At 36.5% G+C, this 22,726-nt stretch carries 17 protein-coding genes and 1 pseudogene; 8 read left to right on the top strand and 10 right to left on the bottom strand.

The annotated features are described in order from the left end of the window. Nucleotides 1–687 precede the first annotated feature (687 nt). The 3 genes from blaOXA (at nucleotide 688) to QUD79_RS08715 (ending at nucleotide 2,604) form a co-directional block, all read left to right on the top strand. The gene (blaOXA, locus tag QUD79_RS08725) at nucleotides 688–1,479 is read left to right on the top strand and encodes a class D beta-lactamase (RefSeq protein WP_385957277.1); all 792 of its coding nucleotides are present in this window, start codon (nucleotides 688–690) and stop codon (nucleotides 1,477–1,479) included. Nucleotides 1,480–1,681: 202 nt separating this feature from the next. After that, nucleotides 1,682–1,984, top strand: coding sequence for a hypothetical protein (locus tag QUD79_RS08720; protein WP_246454934.1), 303 nt, complete (start codon nucleotides 1,682–1,684; stop codon nucleotides 1,982–1,984). A gap of 137 nt (nucleotides 1,985–2,121) precedes the next feature. Beyond that, nucleotides 2,122–2,604, top strand: a complete 483-nt coding sequence (locus QUD79_RS08715) for a low molecular weight protein-tyrosine-phosphatase (RefSeq protein ID WP_286287669.1) — start codon at nucleotides 2,122–2,124, stop codon at nucleotides 2,602–2,604. A gap of 93 nt (nucleotides 2,605–2,697) precedes the next feature. On the opposite strand, the gene QUD79_RS08710 is transcribed toward QUD79_RS08715, so the two are convergent. Together QUD79_RS08710 and ppsR are read right to left on the bottom strand one after the other, a co-directional pair. Then, complete coding sequence (locus QUD79_RS08710; RefSeq protein WP_184424076.1) at nucleotides 2,698–3,759, bottom strand: 3-deoxy-7-phosphoheptulonate synthase; 1,062 nt, start codon at nucleotides 3,757–3,759, stop codon at nucleotides 2,698–2,700. A gap of 137 nt (nucleotides 3,760–3,896) precedes the next feature. Beyond that, complete coding sequence (gene ppsR / locus QUD79_RS08705) at nucleotides 3,897–4,706, bottom strand: posphoenolpyruvate synthetase regulatory kinase/phosphorylase PpsR (RefSeq protein ID WP_184424075.1); 810 nt, start codon at nucleotides 4,704–4,706, stop codon at nucleotides 3,897–3,899. 142 nt (nucleotides 4,707–4,848) lie between these two features. Here ppsR and ppsA point away from each other — a divergent pair, with 142 nt between their 5' ends. The 5 genes from ppsA (at nucleotide 4,849) to QUD79_RS08675 (ending at nucleotide 15,338) form a co-directional block, all read left to right on the top strand. After that, nucleotides 4,849–7,224 (top strand): phosphoenolpyruvate synthase, encoded by a 2,376-nt coding sequence (ppsA, locus tag QUD79_RS08700; protein WP_184424074.1) that lies wholly within the window; start codon nucleotides 4,849–4,851, stop codon nucleotides 7,222–7,224. A gap of 507 nt (nucleotides 7,225–7,731) precedes the next feature. Next, nucleotides 7,732–9,558, top strand: a complete 1,827-nt coding sequence (locus QUD79_RS08690) for a thiamine pyrophosphate-dependent enzyme (protein WP_246454933.1) — start codon at nucleotides 7,732–7,734, stop codon at nucleotides 9,556–9,558. A gap of 136 nt (nucleotides 9,559–9,694) precedes the next feature. After that, on the top strand, nucleotides 9,695–10,882 hold the full coding sequence (locus QUD79_RS08685) for an iron-containing alcohol dehydrogenase (RefSeq protein ID WP_184424073.1): 1,188 nt from the start codon (nucleotides 9,695–9,697) through the stop codon (nucleotides 10,880–10,882). A gap of 198 nt (nucleotides 10,883–11,080) precedes the next feature. Continuing rightward, a complete protein-coding gene (ydiJ, locus tag QUD79_RS08680; RefSeq protein ID WP_184424072.1) occupies nucleotides 11,081–14,134 on the top strand; it encodes a D-2-hydroxyglutarate dehydrogenase YdiJ in 3,054 nt (1,017 codons plus the stop codon). 142 nt (nucleotides 14,135–14,276) lie between these two features. After that, complete coding sequence (locus tag QUD79_RS08675) at nucleotides 14,277–15,338, top strand: ABC transporter substrate-binding protein (protein ID WP_184424071.1); 1,062 nt, start codon at nucleotides 14,277–14,279, stop codon at nucleotides 15,336–15,338. Nucleotides 15,339–15,447: 109 nt separating this feature from the next. Here the strand turns inward: QUD79_RS08675 and QUD79_RS08670 are convergent, their stop codons facing one another. From QUD79_RS08670 to QUD79_RS08635, 8 genes and pseudogenes are all read right to left on the bottom strand, one after another. Next, entirely contained in the window at nucleotides 15,448–16,491 is a 1,044-nt protein-coding gene (locus QUD79_RS08670) for a Glu/Leu/Phe/Val family dehydrogenase (protein WP_184424070.1), read from the bottom strand. Nucleotides 16,492–16,727: 236 nt separating this feature from the next. Next, nucleotides 16,728–17,189 carry a GNAT family N-acetyltransferase gene (locus QUD79_RS08665; RefSeq protein ID WP_184424069.1) on the bottom strand — a complete coding sequence of 154 codons (462 nt, stop codon included), beginning with the start codon at nucleotides 17,187–17,189 and terminating at the stop codon, nucleotides 16,728–16,730. A gap of 154 nt (nucleotides 17,190–17,343) precedes the next feature. Continuing rightward, nucleotides 17,344–18,501, bottom strand: a complete 1,158-nt coding sequence (locus QUD79_RS08660; RefSeq protein ID WP_184424068.1) for a cupin domain-containing protein — start codon at nucleotides 18,499–18,501, stop codon at nucleotides 17,344–17,346. A 299-nt stretch (nucleotides 18,502–18,800) separates the two neighbouring features. Continuing rightward, nucleotides 18,801–20,171, bottom strand: coding sequence for an adenylosuccinate lyase (purB, locus tag QUD79_RS08655; protein ID WP_184424067.1), 1,371 nt, complete (start codon nucleotides 20,169–20,171; stop codon nucleotides 18,801–18,803). 37 nt (nucleotides 20,172–20,208) lie between these two features. Next, nucleotides 20,209–20,832 (bottom strand): high frequency lysogenization protein HflD, encoded by a 624-nt coding sequence (hflD, locus tag QUD79_RS08650; RefSeq protein WP_184424066.1) that lies wholly within the window; start codon nucleotides 20,830–20,832, stop codon nucleotides 20,209–20,211. A gap of 26 nt (nucleotides 20,833–20,858) precedes the next feature. Continuing rightward, entirely contained in the window at nucleotides 20,859–22,013 is a 1,155-nt protein-coding gene (mnmA, locus tag QUD79_RS08645; protein ID WP_184424065.1) for a tRNA 2-thiouridine(34) synthase MnmA, read from the bottom strand. 63 nt (nucleotides 22,014–22,076) lie between these two features. After that, a pseudogene (locus QUD79_RS08640) lies at nucleotides 22,077–22,412 on the bottom strand (NUDIX domain-containing protein); the annotation flags it as partial. Nucleotides 22,413–22,548: 136 nt separating this feature from the next. Continuing rightward, nucleotides 22,549–22,725 carry a hypothetical protein gene (locus QUD79_RS08635; RefSeq protein ID WP_184424064.1) on the bottom strand — a complete coding sequence of 59 codons (177 nt, stop codon included), beginning with the start codon at nucleotides 22,723–22,725 and terminating at the stop codon, nucleotides 22,549–22,551. Nucleotide 22,726: the final 1 nt, after the last annotated feature.

Below are 22,726 nucleotides of genomic sequence, written 5' to 3'. Positions count from 1 at the left end.
TTATCAACAATACATCACTGTGATGAGCATTATGGCTATTCACATAACTCTTATTAACCTAAACTCGGGTTAAGCAAAGTTACTCAGTAAGCTATTTTTAAGCCTATCTACGTTGAATTTTTTTCTAATAGCCCGCTATTGGATCAACAAATTCGCCTTGATATTCACAAAACTATCAATACTGATAAATTAAACTATTGAAAAAATAAAGTTTTATGTGAGAAAATCAACATTCATTAACCGAGTTCAGGTTAATTAGATGCTACTTTATATACTGGAAAAACAGCTCATAACAAGATAATTACATTAAGCGCTGTTGAACTTTCAGTTTATTGCTCTGTTACCGTTGAGAAAGGTTGCACTCGTAGTGGTTAATGTAATATTAGATTGTTTCAAATGCACATTAATCACATATTTTAAGCTCCATAAAAGTTCTCAGACCTACCACCTTGCAAACAACAACGAGTGACGATTTATCTAATCAAGCCAAAGGACTAGGGCAGAAGCTAAGATCATAAACCCACAGACCCTGGTTATTTGATGAGTTAATAGATAATGCTGTACTGGTTTGATTAGCAAATAAAAGATGGCACATCATTACTTAGATTGTTAATGTGCCTAATGCCATAATGATCAACTAATTAGATGACCAAACTACGAACAATGAAGCATAACTATTTACGTAAAATATTCATAAAGGTGACTACATTAACTTTAGCTATTATTGCTTTTAACGCATCTAGCGATAAAATTACAGAGCGTACCGATTGGGGACAATACTTTGAATGTTATAGTGCCAAAGGTACAATCGTTATTTTAGATGCTAGAAACAATGTGCGACAGACATATGTGTATAATAAAGATCGTGCAAACGAACAGTTTTCACCTGCATCTACATTTAAAATCCCACATACACTTTTTGCTTTAGACGCTGGCGTTGTTGAAGATGAATTTCAAGTGTTTGCTTGGGATGGCGTTAAACGAAACTTTGCAGCACATAATCAAGATCAAACATTACGTTCTGCAATGCAAAATTCAGCGGTATGGGTGTATAATATTTTTTCTAAAAAACTTGGTGAAGAAAAAGCAAGAAACTATCTTAAAAAAACCATTTATGGTAACGCTGATCCTAGTTCAGACAACGGTAGTTATTGGCTTGATGGTAAACTTGGTATCTCATCATTTGAACAAATTAGTTTTCTTGAGAAGCTCTACAGAAATACATTACCTTTTCGGTTTGACCATCAGCGTTTAGTAAAAGATATTATTATTGTAGAAGCTGGAAAAAATTGGATCTTACGCGCAAAGTCAGGCTGGCAAGGGCATTTTGGTTGGTGGGTAGGTTGGGTAGAAACATCTAATGGACCAGTATTTTTTGCCTTGAATATAGATACACCAAACCGTTTGAAAGACTTACATAAAAGAGAAGCAATAGTGCGAGATATACTCTATTCACTTAATGCATTGATAAAACGGTAGTGTCACTAAAGTTGGTCATTATAAAGATGAGATTTAATCAAAGTTTTGTTAATACCCTTTTTACTCTATTTAACGGCGTTACTCACCGTTGCCCAAATGGGGTTGATACATAACCAAAGCCTTAAGGGGAAGCCTTAATGTGTGTTTTCAATAACTAAAACTTATGCCAGATACCAACCTTCAAATACAATAGAGCTATAAAATGAAATATCAACAGAGCCACCATAACGTTCTGGGTCGAAAATCTAAAAAAAAGTGGATTTTAATTATATTGGCTATCAGTTTCTTACAAGGGTGCAGTAATATTCCAGGATATTACCGCTCGCCACCAAAGACATGTGATGGCGCGCCAGGTTGCGCAGTTTCTGCAATTTTTGATGGTGCTATTCATACAAAGAGGCCATCAACTAAATGCGCCGACATGGCAGGGAAACAAAAAGAACGATGTGATGTGCAAGTTAGCGCAATTAAAAGTGCAATAAAAAAACACAAAAAAACGAATTAAGGTGTTTAATTATTAAAAGTTATTTGTAATTATGTAGATGATGAATTCTCGTATATACGCCCAAGTGACTTGTGGCAATTATAGCTGTAACAGGGGGTTTAACTATTTAAATTTGTTTATGAAACAAGGAAAAGTAAGTGATTGATACTGAAGAATTAAAAAACATTAAAAGTATTCTTTTTGTCTGTATGGGCAATATATGTCGCTCACCTTCTGCCGAAGCGGTATTTAGACATAAAGCAGAGCAGCGCTCGATAAACTTATTTATAGATTCTGCTGGTACTACAGGTTCACATGCGAAACAAAAGCCTGACGCAAGGGCACAAAAAGTGGGGAGCGCAAGAGGCTATTCATTTGATAATATTAAAGCACGTAAAGTTACTATAGAAGATTTTGAAAACTTTGATCTTATTCTTGCAATGGATAAACACAATGTGAGTGAGCTACTTACCATTTGCCCTAGCCATTTAACAGGTAAAATAAAGTTGTTTTTAGATTATGCTAATAACTTTGAAGAAAATGAAGTGCCTGATCCATATTATGGTGGTGCAGGGGGCTTTAAGCTAGTATTAGATATGGTTGAGGATGCGAGTGATGGCTTATTGTCAAAAATTACTTAGTTACTCGTTCTGACATTTATCGTTATTAAATCGATAATACATATTGTTGGCTGATAAAGACTAACCTGTATTTTTCAACCAACAATAACACTTTTATTTATGTCTTTGACGTGACGTTGTTATCGCATCTGCAAGTGTTTTAAGCATTTTATCGCTAGTTGCTAAGTCTACACAAGCATCAGTAATACTTTGCCCGTAAACCAAGGCTTGATTTTCTATCACCTTTTGGTTACCCGGAACAATAAAGCTTTCGATCATCACACCTGAAATTTTATTTTCGCCTTCGCTAATTTGTTTAGCAATATCAGTAGCAACATCCATTTGTTTATTATGATCTTTTAAGCTATTGCCATGGCTGCAATCAATCATTATTCCTGCATTAATGTTGGCACTAGCAAGTTTTGCTTTTGTATCAATAACGTTCTCACGATAATAATTAGGTGTATTACCGCCACGAAGAATTACATGAGCGTGTGGATTACCATGAGTTTGATAAATACACATTTGACCGCTTTTATCGGGTGAGTACAACACATGTGGGACACTTGAAGCTTTTATAGCATCTAATGCTATTTGAATATTACCGTCGGTTCCATTTTTAAAACCAACCGGACACGACAATGCCGATGCTAACTCACGATGCACTTGACTCTCTGTAGTGCGTGCACCAATAGCCCCCCAACTAATAAGATCTGAGATATACTGGCCTGTAACCATATCAAGAAATTCGGTGCCTGCAGGCAAGCCAATATTATTAATTTCAAGCAGTAAATTACGGGCTAAATTTAACCCTTTGGCCACTTTAAATGATTTATCAAGATCAGGGTCGCTAATCAAACCTTTCCAACCTACCGTTGTACGAGGTTTTTCAAAGTAAACTCTCATAATAATCAACAGTTCGTTTTGATATTTTTCATGCAAAGGTTTTAATTGCTTTGCATAATCGATAGCTGCCGCAGTGTCGTGAATCGAGCAAGGGCCAATAACTACCAATAACCTGTCATCGTCACCATTTATTATTGCTTCAATTTCTTGACGACTTTTAATTATAAAATTTGCGGTGTTATCCGTTAAAGGAATTTGTTGTGCTAATTCAGCCGGTGTCACTAAATTTTCAATTAGCGTGGTTCTAAACTCATCTGTTTTTATGGTCATGACTGTCCAAATTCGTCATTAATACCCGAGATTCAATAATTACGGGAAAATTTATCGCGCTAACATAGCGAAAAAGCGGCGTTATGTGAACCGCTTTATTAAACTAACCCTAATTATTTTGATATAAAACGCTTAAATTAGTACTTATGACGATGCAAACCTGTAACTGAAAGTATTTTTGCAGTTATCTCTTCAACAGAAAACTTAGTGGTATTTAGAAAAGGTATTTTCTCTTTTTTATATAAATTTTCAACCGACTTTATTTCCATACGACATTGTCTAGCTGACGAATATTTACTGTTAGCCATGCGTCCATCCCGAATATCCATCAACCGTTGAGGATCAATGGTAAGGCCAAATAACTTCTTTTTATGAGGAATTAAAAATTTAGGAAGTTTCATATCATCCATATCGTCATCAATAAACGGATAATTTGCTGCTTTTATGCCATATTGTAGCGCTAGATAGAGTGAAGTAGGCGTTTTACCACTGCGAGATACGCCAACTAAAATAACGTCAGCATGTTCATAATTCGCAATGTTACTACCGTCATCATTTGCTAATGCATAATTAACTGCATCTATACGATAATCATAGGTGTTTTCGTGAATACTATGGGTTCTATGTGCTTTGGGCTTAGCTTTTATACCCAATTGCTGCTCAATTGGTGCTATAAATTGTTCCAAAAAGTTATAAATAACGCCATCACAGCTATCAATAATTTCTCTTATCTCATGATTAACAAAGGTATGAAAAACTAAGGGGGGTTGGCCAGAGCTCTTTGCTACCTTATTAATTATCTCTTTGGTTTCTTTCGCTTTTTTTAACGTTTCAACAAATGCAATCGTTTGATGTTCGAACTCCATGGGGAAAAGGGAAAGTAGGGCATGCCCAAAAACTTCAGAGGTAATTGCGGTGCCATCTGAGATATAAAAAGCCGTTCTCATTAAATTTAATCCTTTTTATTGCTGTAACTCTTGCTGAAAGGTTTTATAATTATCAACATCTCTAAATTTATAACAGTTTATAAAGTCTTAAGCACTAAATAAAGGCGAATCACTTTTTAAAATACATAATGAGGAAGTTGTTGTGCAAGAAAATGTACTTTGGTATGAAAATCTAGGAATGAACGATGTTGAGCGTGTAGGTGGTAAAAATGCATCTCTCGGAGAAATGATCTCAAATCTTGCTAATGTAGGCGTACAAGTACCAGGCGGCTTCGCAACCACTGCCTATGCTTTTAATGAATTCTTAGAACAAAGTGGCTTAAATAATAAAATTTATGAGCTTCTTGATACACTTGACGTGAGCGATGTTAATGCGCTTTCTGTTTGTGGTAGCACCATTAGACAATGGATTATCGATACGCCATTTTTACCAAACATGCAAACTGACATAGAAAAAGCCTACGCGCAACTTGCTGGTGAATTTTCTGCTGATGCTTCATTCGCTGTTCGCTCATCTGCCACTGCTGAAGATATGCCAGATGCCTCTTTCGCTGGGCAACAAGAAACATTTCTTAATGTCCGTGGTTTAGATGCCGTAATGATCGCTATTAAGCATGTCTTCGCCTCTTTATTTAATGACCGTGCTATCTCTTATCGTGTTCATCAAGGCTATGATCATCGCGGTGTTGCATTATCTGCGGGTATTCAGCGTATGGTGAGAAGTGACATTGCGTCATCTGGTGTTATGTTCTCAATCGATACTGAATCAGGCTTCGAAGATGTTGTTTTTGTTACATCCAGTGTGGGTTTAGGTGAGATGGTTGTGCAAGGTGCAGTTAACCCAGACGAGTTTTATGTACATAAACCAACCTTAGCGAAAGGTAATCCTGCTGTTGTAAGACGTAATATTGGTAGTAAAGCAATTAAAATGATTTACGCTGAGAACCAAGAACACGGCAAACAAGTTGAGATAGTAGATGTTGAACCAGAAGTTTCGAACAAATTTTCGTTAACTGACGATGAAGTAATGGAACTTGCTAAACAAGCCGTTATTATTGAAAAACACTATCAACGTCCTATGGATATTGAATGGGCTAAAGATGGCTTAGACGGTAAGCTTTATATTGTTCAAGCACGTCCAGAAACTGTGCGTAGCCGTGAAAATGCTAATGTAATGGAGCAATTTCAACTTCAAACGACTGCAGATGTTATTTGTGAAGGGCGCTCTATTGGCCATAAAATAGGCAGTGGTGTTGCAAAAGTATTAAGTTCGTTAGATGAAATGGATAAAATTCAGCCTGGCGATGTATTAGTTACTGATATGACAGATCCCGATTGGGAGCCTATCATGAAAAAAGCATCGGCTATTGTCACGAACCGTGGTGGTAGAACTTGTCATGCTGCTATTATCGCTCGAGAAATGGGAATTCCAGCAGTAGTTGGTTGTGGCGATGCTACTAAACTAATTGCTAATGGCGATAAAGTAACAGTTTCTTGTGCAGAGGGTGATACGGGGTTTATCTACAAAGGTATGCTTGATTTTACAGTAACAACATCAGAAATTGATTCAATGCCTGAGTTACCTCTTAAAATAATGATGAATGTTGGTAACCCTGATCGCGCATTTGCATTTGCCAAGCTTCCGCATGCAGGCATTGGCTTAGCTCGCTTAGAATTTATTATTAATAAAATGATCGGTGTTCATCCAAAAGCGTTAATTAATTTTGATCAACAATCCGAAGATCTTAAAGAAGAAATTCGCGACTACATGGCCGGTTACGCAGATCCTGTTGAGTTCTATATTGCAAAACTCACTGAAGGTGTATCAACGCTTGCAGCAGCTTATGCGCCAGAAAAAGTTATTGTTCGTATGTCTGATTTCAAATCAAACGAATATGCTAATTTAGTGGGTGGTGAGGAGTATGAGCCACACGAAGAAAACCCAATGATTGGTTATCGCGGTGCAGCTCGTTATATTTCAGAAGACTTCAGAGAGTGTTTTGCACTTGAATGCGAAGCAATAAAACGCGTTCGTAATGATATGGGTTTAACCAACGTTGAAGTGATGATACCTTTTGTTCGTACACTCGACGAGGCTAAGCAGGTTATTGATATTCTTGCTGAAAATGGACTGAAACGTGGTGAAAACGGTTTGCGTGTTATTATGATGTGTGAATTACCATCGAATGCCTTATTAGCGGATCAATTTTTAGACTATTTTGACGGTTTCTCAATTGGCTCAAATGATTTAACTCAATTAACCCTTGGTTTAGACCGAGATTCAGGTTTAATTGCGCATTTATTTGACGAACGTGATCCTGCTATTAAAATTTTACTATCAATGGCAATTAAAGCCTGTAAAGCGCGTGGAAAATATGTAGGTATTTGTGGTCAAGGACCATCAGATCACGCTGATTTTGCTGCATGGTTAGTTGAACAAGGAATCGATAGTGTGTCGTTAAACCCAGACACTGTATTACCTACTTGGTTATACTTAGCAGAGCAACACGCTAAATAACACTAGGGCGTGTTGATCTTTCGAGTACAAATTTTGTACGAATTAAACATGATTTAATTGAGGCGTAGCGAATAAAGTGTAGTATTCTACATAAATGAGCTAGAACGAAAAGTAAGTCATGTTTAAACGTATCCGTAGGACAGCGTCTCTTTGGTTTTTCTACGGCGTTTTCACTTATTTATGGGGAACAACCCCATTACATAAGTTCAGCCTTGTATAAACACCAAATAAATCGCTGCAAAAATGTACAGCAAAGAATAACACGCCCTAGCGTATTACATTAAAGCTTTTAGATAAGCTCGAACGCCTCAATACTTAGTTTAATTACACAGTGTTGGGGCGTTTTTTGTTTATAAATGATAATCATCCACTTTACAGCAGTTGTACATTTTTAATGACGGGTTTAAAGGCTTTATGAAAAGCTTGTCGCTAAAATGATGATCTCGATCATAACTAAGGCTCAACACTATCCTTATGGTAAGACATTTCACCCCATAAGGTTAAACAATGTCTACTTCATATGAACTTAATTTTGGCAATAAATATAATGAAAGCTTACCTACATTAGGTGAGGTGATGGGCGATGTTATACAGTTTTTTGGTGGCGAAAAAGTTTATGGCGTTGGGGGGGACTTTGCTGCAAATTTAATCGCAGCACTTGATACCAAGTTAAATGTCTTACCATCAAGTAATGAAATGCACGCAGGGTTTTCTGCCTGTGCTCAAGCTGAAGTTTCTGGCATGGGCTTTTGTCTAACTACTTACATGGTAGGCAGTTTACCTTGTGTAACGGCAGCCGGTTTGGCTGTTACCGAAAGTTTACCTGTTGTTTTTATTTCAGGTGCTCCAGCAGAATCAGAAATTAGTAATCAGGCTATTCACCATACAATTCACCCTAATGCTTCATGGAAAACGCAATATGATAACGCTTTGAATGCATATACTGCTTTAGGTATTAAAGTTGAACGCTTGCAAGGCGATAGAGCAAGTAGTCAACCTAATATTGCTGGTAACCGCTTTTATCATCTTGTGGCTCATGCTTATAAAACTAAGCAACCTGTTTTTATAGAAGTACCGCGAGACTTGGTATTTGCTAAAACACAACTACTAAAGCTTCCTGCTACAATTAACGATATTCGATGGGGTGAAAATGTACTATGTGGTAGTCAACTTATTGTTGAGAGTATTGTAAGTAAATTAAGAAATGCCAAAGCACCAATGCTCTATTTAGGTGATAAATTAAAACATAATCAAGTGTTAAAAAAGTTGATTATAGACTTCGCTGAGAAGTTCTCAATCCCGTTTGCTACCAGTTGGTTTGCTAAAGGAATATTTGATGAATATCATCCTTTATCTCTAGGAGCTTACAATGGTATTTTTACCCAAACCCAAGGGCGAGAATATATTGAAACCAAAGTTGATTATGTTTTAGATGTCGCAACAAGTATTTTTGCACAAGATACTAATACAGCCTTTGCAACAGGCACTCATAAAATAGAAAACTTCACAAATAAAACCTTACTAAAAGGTGGCTCAGTGTTAGAAAGGGATATTATTGAAGTCTTTGAACTGCTGATCGACCTTGATATCTCACCGTTTAGTTTTCAACCGTTAAACAACACACAATCATCAGTAAATGCAGCAAAAATCAATACATATAAAAATGTACATGAAGCGATCGATTTTAATAATTTAGCGCAAGTATTAAATGAGTTACAACAAGAAGACCAAACGCCTTACGTGTATTTACCAGAAGTTGGAAACTCATATTTTTGTAGCTATGGCTTAAGAGTACGTAAAAGTAATATTGGCAGAGGCTGGTTAACTAATCCTTGGTATGGCGCAATGGGCACAGCATTACCTTACGCAAGAACAGTTACGCAACAAATAAAAGAGCAGGGTAATAAAGACAGAGCAGTGGTCATTATTGGCGATGGTGGTTTTCACTTTCAGTCAAATGAGTTAATTCATTTTTTAAAAGATCAAACAGATGTCACAATTATTTATATGAGAAACAACGTGTTTCATCTAGGTAAGAGTGGTGACGGATTGATTTATCACTGTAATCATAGCGATTTTGATGTTCATAATTTAGTTAAAGCCTATCAGGGCATGTCATATGTGTGTCAAAGCATTTTAGACTTTAAAAAATCATTTAAAGAAGCGCTTAACCATAAAGGTATTCAATTAATTGAAATACTCGCTAAGCCTACAGAAGATAGGCAATGCAATGAGCTAAAACTATTAAATTTATATATCAAAGCAAACAATGGAAATAGTGAGGCTAAGCGTGAGTGGGCGTTATTAACGACTTACCATAAAGATAATGAGTAAGCGGTGTTGAGTAATTTCTCTTAGTGATTTATTTACTCATAGGTTAAATGAACTGTTTGTTGGTTAGACCAGTTGACCTTGAGATAAGTTTAATGCTTTACTTATGGTTTAATACTTATGGCGAACTATAAACACAATGCTGCATACTCTGATCATAAAAATACGTGCGCAGGTCAATAAATTACTTGATATTCCTTTTCCTACCTTAATATCGGGAGAGGGAAGCATTAAACAGTCGCCAACCCAGTTAATTCAACTTAAAGCGCATAAGCCGTTTATTGTGACAGATGCTGTTTTAGTAAAGCTTGGTATTGTCAAAATGCTCACTGATGCTTTAACTGAAGCTCGTATTGATTATTATATATTTGATCAAGTGACCCCAGACCCTACAACTGAAATTGTTAATAACGGCTTAACACACTATCGCGATAATCATTGCGATAGTTTTATCGCGTTAGGTGGCGGATCTGTAATGGATTGCGCCAAAGGCATTGCTGCTTCAATAACAAAAAATAAAGATATAAAACAATTGAAAGGCTTATTTCGTATTAGAGCATCGTTGCCACCGTTTATTGCTATTCCTACTACAGCGGGGACCGGCTCGGAAGCTACTCTTGTTGCTGTGATTACAGAGTCTATAAAGAAGCAAAAGTTTACAATTATCGACCCTGTGTTAGTACCTGATATTGCGATTGTAGATCCATTATTAATGGTTGGTTTACCGCCTAAAATAACAGCTGAAACTGGTATCGATGCACTGACACATGCAATTGAATCTTATAGCGGCCTTCATTCAACTGAGCTTACTAAAGCGTATAGCTGCGATGCTGTGTATAGAATTTTTAATTACTTACCGCTTGCTTATACAAATGGGAAAGATTTAGATGCGCGCAGAGAAATGTCTATTGCGAGCTTTAATGCAGGCGTAGCCTTTACACGCACTTCTATTGGGTATGTGCACGCTATCGCTCACCAGTTAGGTGGTTATTACCACATACCTCATGGGCTGGCGAATGCTGTTCTTCTACCTCATATTATGGAGTTCTCGTTTAATCACTCTATCTACAGTTATGCAGATCTTGCAATTAGTGCAGGATTAGCAACAACGACAGATACAAAGCTTTCAGCGGCTAAAAAATTAGTTAATGGAGTTAAAATGTTAAATGAACAACTCAATATACAAACGGGATTTAAAGAATTAAAAGCTGAAGATATAACTATTTTAGCTAAGCGGGCAATTAAAGAGGCTTATTGTGAATACCCTGTGCCAAGACAGATGACAGTTTCACAATGTGAAGAAATATTATCTAAACTACTCGTTTAATCAGTGTCATTTCATTATATTTGGGCGATAAAGTGTTTATTTATAATGTATTGCATAGAATACATGAGTCTATTATTTACATTGATTTTGTCTCATTAGTTTCAAAAAGTTATTAGTCTTTTTGCTTTCTACCGTCAATTTTAAAAATGAGCGTGATATACTTAACTTACTTATCATTTTTAACGCTTTTATAACTCTATGTTGCCTCGGTTAGACTCTCAAGAGCTACTCGCTCCTTTATATCAAAAGTATGCAAAAACTTTATCTTCTAGTCACTATACTGGCGAAATTAGTACAAGTTATGGTGCGCGCCTATCAGTGGCAACCGATAATAGTATTTATCAGCAATTACCCCAGTTAGTTTTACACCCAAAGTCAGTAGGTGATATTCAAATAATTTCTTCATTGGCCAGTGAAAAGAGTTATGAATCAATAAAGTTTAGTGCAAGAGGCGGTGGTACTGGAACGAATGGGCAAAGTTTAACGCCTGGGATAGTTATCGATTTATCAAAATACATGAATCGTATTTTAGAGATAAACATAGCAGAAAACTGGGTTCGCGTTGAAGCAGGTGTTGTTAAAGATCAGCTAAATGATTATCTGCGACCTTATGGTTATTTTTTCTCACCTGATTTATCAACCAGTAATAGAGCAACTATTGGTGGCATGGTAAATACAGACGCCTCAGGACAGGGGTCATTAGTTTATGGAAAAACTTCTGATCATGTTTTAGGGTTAACCTCTGTACTTGCTAATGGTGAACTATTACAAACGCAACCAATTACTGTATTAGAAGCGCAAAAAATAGCTGCTGGAAATTGCAGCTATGGCAATATACTTAAACAAGTAGTTGCAACTAGTATTGATAAGAGAGAAAAAATATTAGCTAAATTTCCACGGTTAAATCGATTTTTAACAGGGTATGACCTTGAGCATGCGGTTTCAGATGACTTACAAACGATAGATGTTTCTCGCTTAATTACCGGTTCAGAAGGTTCTTTAGCTATTGTATGTGAAGCTAAATTAAATTTAACGCCTATATCTAAAGCGAAAACTTTGATCAACATAAAGTACGACAGTTTTGATTCAGCATTACGACATTCGCCAACTTTAGTAAAAGCAAATGCTACCTCAGTAGAAACAATTGACTCAAAAGTCCTTAATTTAGCGAAACAAGACATTATTTGGCATTCCGTTAGCAATTTGATTACTGACGTTAAAGACAAAGAAATGGATGGTATCAACATTGTTGAATACAACGGTAAAGATATTGAATCGCTGGCCGAACAGGTAAGAGAGCTAACAGTACAACTTGATCACGATATTGACAATAATACTGGTGTAATTGGTTATCAAGTAACTTCTGATCCAAGCAGTATTAGTAAACTTTATGCAATGCGTAAAAAGGCCGTTGGTTTATTAGGTAATACTAAAGGCCGCCAAAAACCATTAGCATTTGCCGAAGATACAGCAGTGCCTCCTGAGCATTTAGCTGACTTTATTGCTGAGTTTCGCCAACTACTTGATAGCTACCAATTACATTACGGTATGTTTGGACATGTTGATGCAGGCGTTTTACACGTTAGACCAGCATTAGATATGTGTGACCCAGAGCAAGAAAAACTGCTCAGAATAATTTCTGACAAAGTAGTTGCGTTAACCGCCAAATATGGAGGATTAATGTGGGGTGAACATGGCAAAGGCTACCGAAGTGAATATGGGCCAGAGTTTTTTGGTGAAGAATTATTTACTGAATTGAGAAAGATTAAAACGGTATTCGATCCAAATAATAAAATGAATCCTGGAAAAATTTGCACCCCGATAGATTCTAGTGATCGTTTAGTGTCAGTTGACGATACCAAACGTGGCACCTTTGACCGTACTATTAATATAAAAGTTAAAGACTCTTTTACTTCAGTCATGGATTGTAATGGTAACGGTTTATGTTTTAATTATGACGTTGATAGCCCTATGTGCCCGTCAAGCAAGGTTACGCGTGACCGAAGGCATTCACCGAAAGGTAGAGCAGGGTTGATGCGAGAGTGGTTGCGTCTGCTGGAACAAAAAGGCGTTAACGTTTTAAATTTAGAACAAAATATTAATGGTTGGTCGGTAAAACAACTCATAGACAAAGTAAAAAATCGTTTTACTAGCACCAATGAAGATGACTTTTCTCATGAAGTCATGGAAGCTATGTCTGGTTGCTTAGCCTGTAAGGCATGTGCAAGTCAGTGTCCAATTAAAGTTGATGTACCAGACTTTAGAGCGCGCTTTGTAAACTTATATCACTCGCGATACTTTAGGCCGCTTAAAGATCATCTTGTTGCTAATGTCGAATTACTAACGCCATTAATGGCTAAATCACCAAAGCTGGTAAACAAAGTATTATCTTCTTCAATATACGACAAGCTTTCACAAGCAACTATTGGCTATGTTGATACACCGTTACTTTCTGTGCCAACATTAATCGAGCAAGTTAAACAATTAGGGTTTGAATCTTTTGAGCTAGCTAAGTTTACTGCGATGACGCCACAGCAACGAGAAAATTATGTGTTTATTGTTCAAGACCCCTTTACTTCATTTTACGATGCAGATGTTGTAGCAAATATGATGAAACTAGTTGCTAAACTTGGGGTTAAGCCTGTGTTGCTGCCATTTAAACCAAACGGTAAGCCACAGCATGTTAAAGGGTTTTTAAAACGTTTTGCGAACACAGCCACTAACACAAGTCAGTTCTTTAATAAGTTAAGTCAGCTGTCTATTCCTATGATAGGCTTAGATGCTTCACTAGTGTTATGTTATCGAGACGAGTACAAACAAATCCTTAAAGGCAACAGAGGGGACTTTGAAATCCTACTTGCACACGAATGGTTAATTACTTTACTCGATCATCAAAATGTTAAATCAATAAAGGCTAATAGCAATATTGAGTTTAAACTATTTGCCCATTGCACAGAAAAAACAGCTTTAGCCGGAAGTGAAAACCAATGGCAGCAAATCTTTAATGCCTTTGGCTTATCGTTAACAAGTGTTGCCGTAGGGTGTTGCGGAATGGCCGGAACTTATGGCCACGAAAAGGTTAATTTAGATAACTCTACTGAGCTTTATAAAATGAGTTGGCAAGATAAAATTTCACTATTACAGCCTGAACAAATTGTAGCTACCGGGTACTCATGTCGTAGCCAAGTTAAGCGCTTAGGTAATGTGCAAACTCGCCACCCGATTGAAGTTATTTTGCATCATATTGAATAATGCTTGTATCGCCCCCTTGATGTTTTACAAATTATCAAGGGGGAATCCATGGACAGCTTCGTTATTTTACCTACTTCTTTTGTATGACTGTACAATATATATGTGTTAAATTAATGGTTTTATAAGGCTAAAGATATTCGCTTTGAAATTTTTCTTTTTATTCGTATTGTTTTTCGTTTCAATACCCGCCCAATCAGCTAAATTTAAAGTGGTTTTTATTAACCCTGGTAATCCTGATCAGAATACCACGGGTGACTTTTGGTCAAACGTGACACTTTTTATGTCAGCTGCTGCGTCAGATTTAGACATAGAATTAGTGACATACTATGCTTATCGTGATCATATTTTTATGAAGTCGATAGCAGAACAAGTGCTCATTGAAAAGCCTGAATTTGTTATTTTAGTTAATGAAAAAGATCAAGCGTTACCGCTAATTAAACGCTTAACTTCAGCTAACGTCAAAATATTTTCATTACTTAATAGAATCAGTAAAAGCGACTATGCACAATTATCTAAGCAACAACAATCTAATATAAAAGGCAGTGTTGTACCAGATAACTTCGGTGTGGGTAAAAAACTGCTTAATGGCTTATTATCTACCTATAATCAAGCTTCTAACATAACCAAACCTATAAATTTATTAGCACTGCAAGGTGACTACTCTACTCCTGCATCTATCGCCCGCGAGCAAGGTTTGCTAAGTGCACTTTCAGCTAACAACAATATTAATTTGATTGATAGTACAGTTGCTAATTGGTCTAGCGAGCAGGCTTATAATAAAGTGAAGGGTATTATCAAGCGAACGCCTATTGATATAATTTGGGCTGCAAATGATCCAATGGCTTTTGGTGCTAAAAAAGCTATTTCTGAATTAGCGCTGTCATACCCAGTAGTTATTGGTGGGATTAATTGGGATGTAGAAAACCCGAAGTATCCTATCGCACTCTCTTTTGGTGGTCATGTCACGCTAGGTGCTCAAGCAATAATAATGCTAGAGGGGATACATACTAATAACCTACCCGTAGAGCAAACTAATCAAAAGCTTGATATATTTGAGTCAAGTATTTCAAGTCATCATGCTAAGTTCAGCGAACTTTTAGCCACGAAAAGTATTGATGAATACGATTTTTCACAATTTAGTTACTCTACAGATAAACCGTTAATTTTTACTATTGGAAACTTACTGAGTACCTATGGGCTTTAATACCAATTGAAATAAATATTTGACTGTAAATAAAGTAAAGCCAGCGATATAACAGATTATATCGCTGGCTTTATAATTATTTTATCACATAAGCTAAACGTGGCTTATATTACTTGTTACCTTTAGCGATAATAGCTCGTGCCATTTCATCTGCAACAATACCTGTAGGTTTGTCTTGCTGTTTAGCCGTTTCAAAAACATTCATCAGGGTATCGTAAATACGTTCTACCATCTTAGTTGCTTTATCAGCACAGTAAGTTTCAGCTTGTATTTCTAAAGATACGTTAATAATACCACCTGCGTTAATGACATAGTCTGGTACATAAAGTATTGATTTATCCTTCAACAATTGGTCATGCTTTGGTTCAGCGAGTTGGTTGTTGGCACAACCAGCAATAATTGAAGCTTTAAGTCGCGAGATGGTACCGTCGTTAATTGAAGCACCTAGAGCACATGGAGAATATACATCAACATCTTGATCGTAAATATCGTCTAAGCCAACAACCTCAGCATTAAACTCTGTAGCAGCCTTTTCTAGTGCAACAGGATTAATATCAGTAACAATAAGTTTAGCACCAGCTGCATGTAGTCGTTGACATAAACTGTAACCAACACTACCTAAACCTTGCACAGCAACCTTTATACCTGTTAAGTCATCAGTACCTAGTTTAAATTTAACCGCAGCCTTAAGGCCTAAGAAAGTACCTAATGCAGTAAATGGCGCAGGGTTACCACTTTTACCATCAAGCCCAGCAACATAATCTGTAATTTGATTAACAATGCCCATATCATCAGTATTAATATTGACATCTTCTGCGGTGTAATAACGACCAGCAAGATTATTAACTGCTTTACCAAAAGCTTTGAACAACTCAGGAGACTTTAATGACTTAGGGTCACCGATTATAACGGCTTTACCACCACCTAGTTTTAAGCCCGCCATCGCATTTTTATATGTCATGCCACGTGAAAGTCTTAATACATCGGTCAATGCTGATTCATCGTTTGCATAATCCCAAAAGCGACACCCACCAGCTGCAGGGCCTAATGCGGTACTATGTACTGCAATAATAGCTTTTAAACCAGTTTTTTTATCACTACAGTAAACAACTTGCTCGTGATCATCAAAATCTACTAAATTAAAAAATGACACTATTTATACTCCACACGTAATTTGGCTACAATTTAACTAATAATTAGGTAACGATTATACCGGTTTGGCTAGATGGTATTATTGCGGCGCAAGATATCACTTAGCGCCCTAGATATCTAGTCTTGAGAGAAAAAACTGTTGATTTACTGTAAAGCTTTCAAGGCACTGTTAATTGTTTATATTTTGAAGTTTTTGGTTTGTAATAATAGTGTGACAATGGTGTAATTTTGCCTTACTTAATGACTAAGGTATACTTTTGTGTCGGTAATATCTTCAAGCGAGCAAACCACTCTTTGTTTTGGCATACCCGCTTCCATAAAGACCGCTCCTGATGGGATAAAATTGTTATCTCTAAAATGCTGCACAGCATCTAATGGACTATATATAAAAACTTCATTTAGGTTGTGCTCTTTTGCAATGATCAGTAACGCGTTTAATATTAATTTATCAACTTTATGCTTTCTAAAGCTCGGTATTACCGCAATTCGGCTAATTTCTCCAGTAGAAAATATTCTTCCAGTAGCAATAGGCTCCTGACTATAATCGTCGCAAACAAGTATATGTGTTGCGTGGTGATCTCTGCGGTCAAATTCTACTTGTTTGGGAATGCGTCGTTCACAAACAAAGACTCTTTCTCTGATGATCTTTAAAAGAGGGGCTGCTTGCTCCCATTGCACTCTGCTAACGCTGAAGGTCATAAATAAATACCCGATTAAATTTAATCAAAAATATGTGAAACAAAAAGTATATTATTAGTTGATTCACTGTTTAAAAGGGTAAAAGTAAAGAAAGATATACCCTAGAATAATTACTTAATCGTAGATATTCGCTTCTTATACGTGATGTATTTTATTAATCTATATACCAATAACCCTTATTTAAAACATTAGTTAACAATTGATTGCTTTTCAAACAATTAATAAAAGTTTTTGCTATTAACATTGAAATGGGTTGCTTACCAGTTAATAGTTTTGCAACTTCTAACGTGTTTTCAGTAAGTTGGAACATATCACCATTGATAAATAATACTTGTTCAGGTTCAACAATTATTAACGATTTTACTCCTGATACTGGCACAAATTGGATACTGTCGTCGTCGGTAAAGGCTTTTACTTGATCATTTGTAAACGCTTCCATAGGAATAAGAAGCTCTAAAGTATGATGACTTTGCGTTAAATACTTACCAATAAATTGGTTAAAGAACGATTCATTCTGTAGTTGAGATTGCATAAACATTTTAATCTCTGAAATGTCTTTACCGCTTAGTAACTCTGGTGATAACGATAATGATCGTGTTGGATCAGCAAAACGCTGAACGCCCAAATTATCATCAATAAGTCTATCTGCAAAACCTGACCATAAATCTTGTTTACTAGGTGCTTGGAAACCAATGGAAAAATTTAAAGAATTTTCAATGGAAACACCGTTATGTGGATGGTTCGGTGGAATATAAAGTAAATCACCGGCTTCGGTTATTTCATCAATAATTGGAGTGAAGTTAGATACTTGTTTAAGATCAGGGTGTGGTAGTAATTCTGTTAAGTTTGGGTCTGGCGCACCTACTTGCCAACGTCTTTTTCCTTCTCCTTGTAAAATAAAAACATCGTACTGATCTAAATGAGCACCAACCCCTCCATTTGGCGTAGAAAAACTCACCATTACATCATCAATGCGCCAGCGTGGAATAAAATTAAATAAATCAATTAGCGCATCAGTATCTTTAGACCAGTTATTTACAGCTTGCACTAATAAGGTCCAATTTTTTTCACCAAATTGTTCAAAGTCCTCAAAAGGTCCATGGTTAACTTGCCAATTATTATCACTGTCATTAGATATAATCCGTGATTCAATTTCTTGTTCCATTGCTAAGCCGGCTAATTCATTGGCATCAATAGTTCCGTTAAAGCCTGGCAAAGCTTGCTTAATTAACAATGGTTTTTTCTGCCAATATTCGTTAAGAAATTTTTCAGGCGTTAACTCGCCCCAATTTATAGCTTGAATAGTTTGCATATTGATTAGTTCCAAAAAATCTTTTATTAATTATACCAGTTTCATTAAATAAGTGATCTATTTTATACGCAGTGAAAACGGTCAAATACAAGGCATTTATTTTCATAACTAGTTGTTCTAATTATAAAATAAATAACGCAGTAGTTGATTGTTTTAACCAGTAGAAATGATCACATAATTAGTGAGATTGGTATTATTAATAGCTGTTGGGTTTTCAGTTTACTGCGCTATTGCAATTGAAAAAGGGGAGCCGTATGGTTCCCCTTATTATGCATTATAGTGGTCGAAACAGGTTTACTTTAGTCAAGCTCAGCTATAAAAGATACTGCACGACCAATATAAGATGCTGGCGTTAATTGGCAAAGCTCGGCTTTAACTGACTCAGGTAATTCGAGAGTCATAATAAACTCCCTCATAGAATCGCCATTAACACGTTTACCACGGGTTAATTCTTTCAGCTTCTCGTAAGGCTTCTCTATTCCGTAACGACGCATTACTGTTTGAACCGGTTCTGCTAAAACTTCCCAATTTTTGTCTAGCTCTGCGAGTAAGGCTTCTTCGTTAACTTCTAATTTGCTCATACCTTTTAATGTTGCTTGATAAGCAATTAATGAATGAGCAAAACCTACGCCCAAATTTCTTAAAACGGTAGAGTCTGTTAAGTCACGTTGCCAGCGAGAAACGGGAAGTTTTTGTGCTAAATGACTAAATAAAGCATTTGCGATCCCTAAGTTACCTTCTGAATTTTCAAAATCAATAGGGTTAACTTTATGAGGCATTGTTGAAGAGCCTATTTCGCCAGCAACCGTTTTTTGTTTAAAATGACCTAGGGCGATATAACCCCATACATCGCGATCAAAATCGATAATTATAGTATTCAATCGTGCAATTGCATCAAATAGCTCGGCAATATAGTCGTGTGGTTCAATTTGTGTGGTAAATGCATTCCATGATAAGCCTAATGAGGTGACAAACTCTTCAGAAAAACCATGCCAATCTACTTCAGGGTATGCAGATATGTGTGCGTTATAGTTACCAACGGCACCATTAATTTTGCCTAAAAACTCCACGTTAGCAATTTGGTCGCGTTGACGTTTAACCCGCATATATACATTAGCAAATTCTTTACCCATTGTGCTTGGTGATGCAGGTTGACCATGTGTACGGCACATCATTGGAATTGATTTATATTCATTCGCCAACACTTTTAATTGGGCTAGAATTTCATCTACCATTGGCAGTAATACGTTTTCACGACAATCTTTTAGCATTAAGCCATGAGATAAGTTGTTAATATCTTCAGAAGTACAAGCGAAATGGATAAATTCGGTTACCGCATTAAGTTCTTCGTTAGCCGCTACTTTTTCTTTCAAAAAATACTCAACCGCTTTAACATCGTGATTTGTTGTTGCTTCTATTGTTTTAACGCGTAAAGCGTCTTCTTCACAAAAGTTTTCAACAATAGCATTTAATAGCTGATTAGCTTGCTCAGAAAACATTGGAACTTCATTAATTTCTGCTGTTGCAGCGAGCTTTTGTAACCATCTTACTTCAACAGTGACTCTATATTTAATTAAGCCATATTCACTAAAAATAGGGCGTAATGCGGTTACTTTACTGCCATAACGACCATCTACTGGTGATATTGCGCTTAACGCTGAAAGTTCCATAGTAATTTCCTGAGTTTAAAAGTTATAAGTTAATAAATTAAATTCTTTTGAGTAAGTCTTGTGCACAATTAACAATTTTGGCACGAGAGAATAATATTGTTCTGCGTTTGCCGCCAACTTGACGCCAAAGTACGGCACTTCTAATGCCTGCTAATAACAATGATCGTATTTTATGCTGGTTGATCGATTGCTTTAGAATTTCTGGATTACCAGCCACTTGAATAGGCGTGCCTAGTGGGCTGATAATATCGCTATATATACTGGCGATACTGGAAATTAGCGTTTCACTATTAATGTCATAATGGGCAAGTTGACGCTGACATTGAACAATTCGTTCACCTAGCTCTTGTAATTTTTTTGGGTGTTTGTTTAAACGCCTTTCAAGGCTCAACAAACTAACGACATAACGTGTTATTTCCGGATCTTTTTGTTTAGCATTATTACCTAGATGCAAACTGAGTGTTTCTAATCCAACTTTTATATTGGCATATTCGCCGCCATACACCTCTAGTGTATTTTCAGGCGAAGTTACCATAATACTTTTTAGTAGAAGGGTAAGTTCATCATCATTAATTTGCCCATGACGTGATAAACGCTGAACATAATGTGAAACTTGGCAAATAGCCGCTAAGGTAAGAGTTTGTTCAATAAGAGGTTGCATATAAAAATATAAATTCCGTAAATCGATTAACGTATTAGCGTATTAATAATGCCGCCACCTAAACAGGTATCACCTTGGTAAAATACAACAGACTGCCCAGGAGTAACCGAACTTTGTGCTTGTTCAAACATAACCTTGTATTCACCTTCATTCTCTGTAGGGCTTACTATACAAGCTACGTCTTGCTGGCGATATCGTGTTTTAACAGTACAAGGGAAAGGTTCAGAAATTAATTCGCGATCAACTAAATGTAATTGATCGGCTATTAAACCTTTAGAAAAAAGGCGAGGGTGGTTATCGCCTTGACCAACGATCAATACGTTACGCGTAAGGTCTTTATCTACCACATACCATGGTGCTTCTCCGGCATTAGCTAAACCACCAATTCGCAACCCTTTGCGTTGTCCTAAAGTGTGGTACATAAGACCATCATGTTCACCAATTGCTTCACCTTCGGCAGATTCAATAATACCGGGTTTTGCGGGTAAGTATTGCTGTAAAAAATCTTTAAACTTGCGCTCGCCGATAAAACAAATGCCAGTACTATCTTTCTTACTCGCGGTGACTAAATTTGCTTTCTCAGCAATGGTACGAACTTCTGGTTTTTCAATATGCCCTACTGGAAATAAGGTTTTACCTACTTGTTCATGACTGAGTGTATACAAAAAGTAACTTTGATCTTTATTACTATCTAAACCACGTAACATCGACCACTTACCGTTGATAAACTCTCGCTGAACATAATGTCCAGTAGCGATATAGTCGGCGCCCAGGTCTTCACAGGCAAACTCTAAAAAGGCTTTAAATTTAATTTCTTTATTACACATAATATCAGGGTTTGGTGTACGGCCTGCTTTATATTCCGCCAGAAAATACTCAAAAACGTTATCCCAATATTCAGTTGCAAAGTTAATCGTGTGTAGTTTTATTCCTAATTTATCGCAGACTTTTTGAGCATCAATTAAATCTTCAGCTGCGGCACAATACTCATCAGTATCGTCTTCTTCCCAGTTTTTCATGAACAACCCTTCAACTTGATAGCCTTGTTCAATTAATAAATAAGCAGAAACTGAAGAGTCAACGCCACCAGACATTCCAACGATAACCTTTTTTTCACTCGGTACTTCGCTAGGTGCTTTGGTTGACGACGGTGGTTTAGTATGTAAATTTATAGCTGACATTAAAAACGTTTAGTCTAGGAAAATGGCGCAAAATTATAACATGCTAGCTTTAGCGGGCATAGGCTAAAGATTCGATTTTACTAATGAAAGATTGATTTTATTACCTTTTAAGTACTCTTCAATGCATTCAAGCACCATAGGGCTTCTTAGTTGTTCAGACTTTTCACGGACTTCAGCCAAGCTTAACCAATGCGTTGCAATTATTTCGTTGTCTTGTGGATCGCTTTTAAGCTGTTGTGTTAATTCAATAACAAAACAAAAGCGTAAAAAGTAGAGCGAAAGTTCTGGTCGGTGATAATAATAAATACCGCTGCAGTAATTGGGCGTTACCGCTAAACCTGTTTCTTCAAACACTTCTCGTTGACAGGCTGTAATTAAATTTTCATTTGCTTCAAGATGCCCGGCAGGTTGGTTATACCAGTTTCATTAATTAAGTGATCTATTTTATACACAGTGAAAACAGCCAAATACAAGGCATTTATTTTCATAACTAGTTGTTCTAATTATAAAATAAATAACGCAGTAGTTGACTGTTTTAGCCAGTAGAAATGATCACATAGTTAGTGAGATTGGTATTATATACCGTTTTGCCATACTCTTGCTCTTCAACAAGTAAAAATTTGTTGTTACAGACAATAACAGCAGCTACGGTGGTATTTGGTTTGAATTGTTCATCTGCATGTTTATTAGCACCTTGCTGCTGGTTTTTCATT

This window comes from Thalassotalea piscium (assembly GCF_030295935.1).
GTDB lineage: Bacteria > Pseudomonadota > Gammaproteobacteria > Enterobacterales > Alteromonadaceae > Thalassotalea_B > Thalassotalea_B piscium.
The sequence above is the reverse complement of the archived record's forward strand: the minus strand, read 5'-3'. Positions and strand labels throughout refer to the sequence as shown.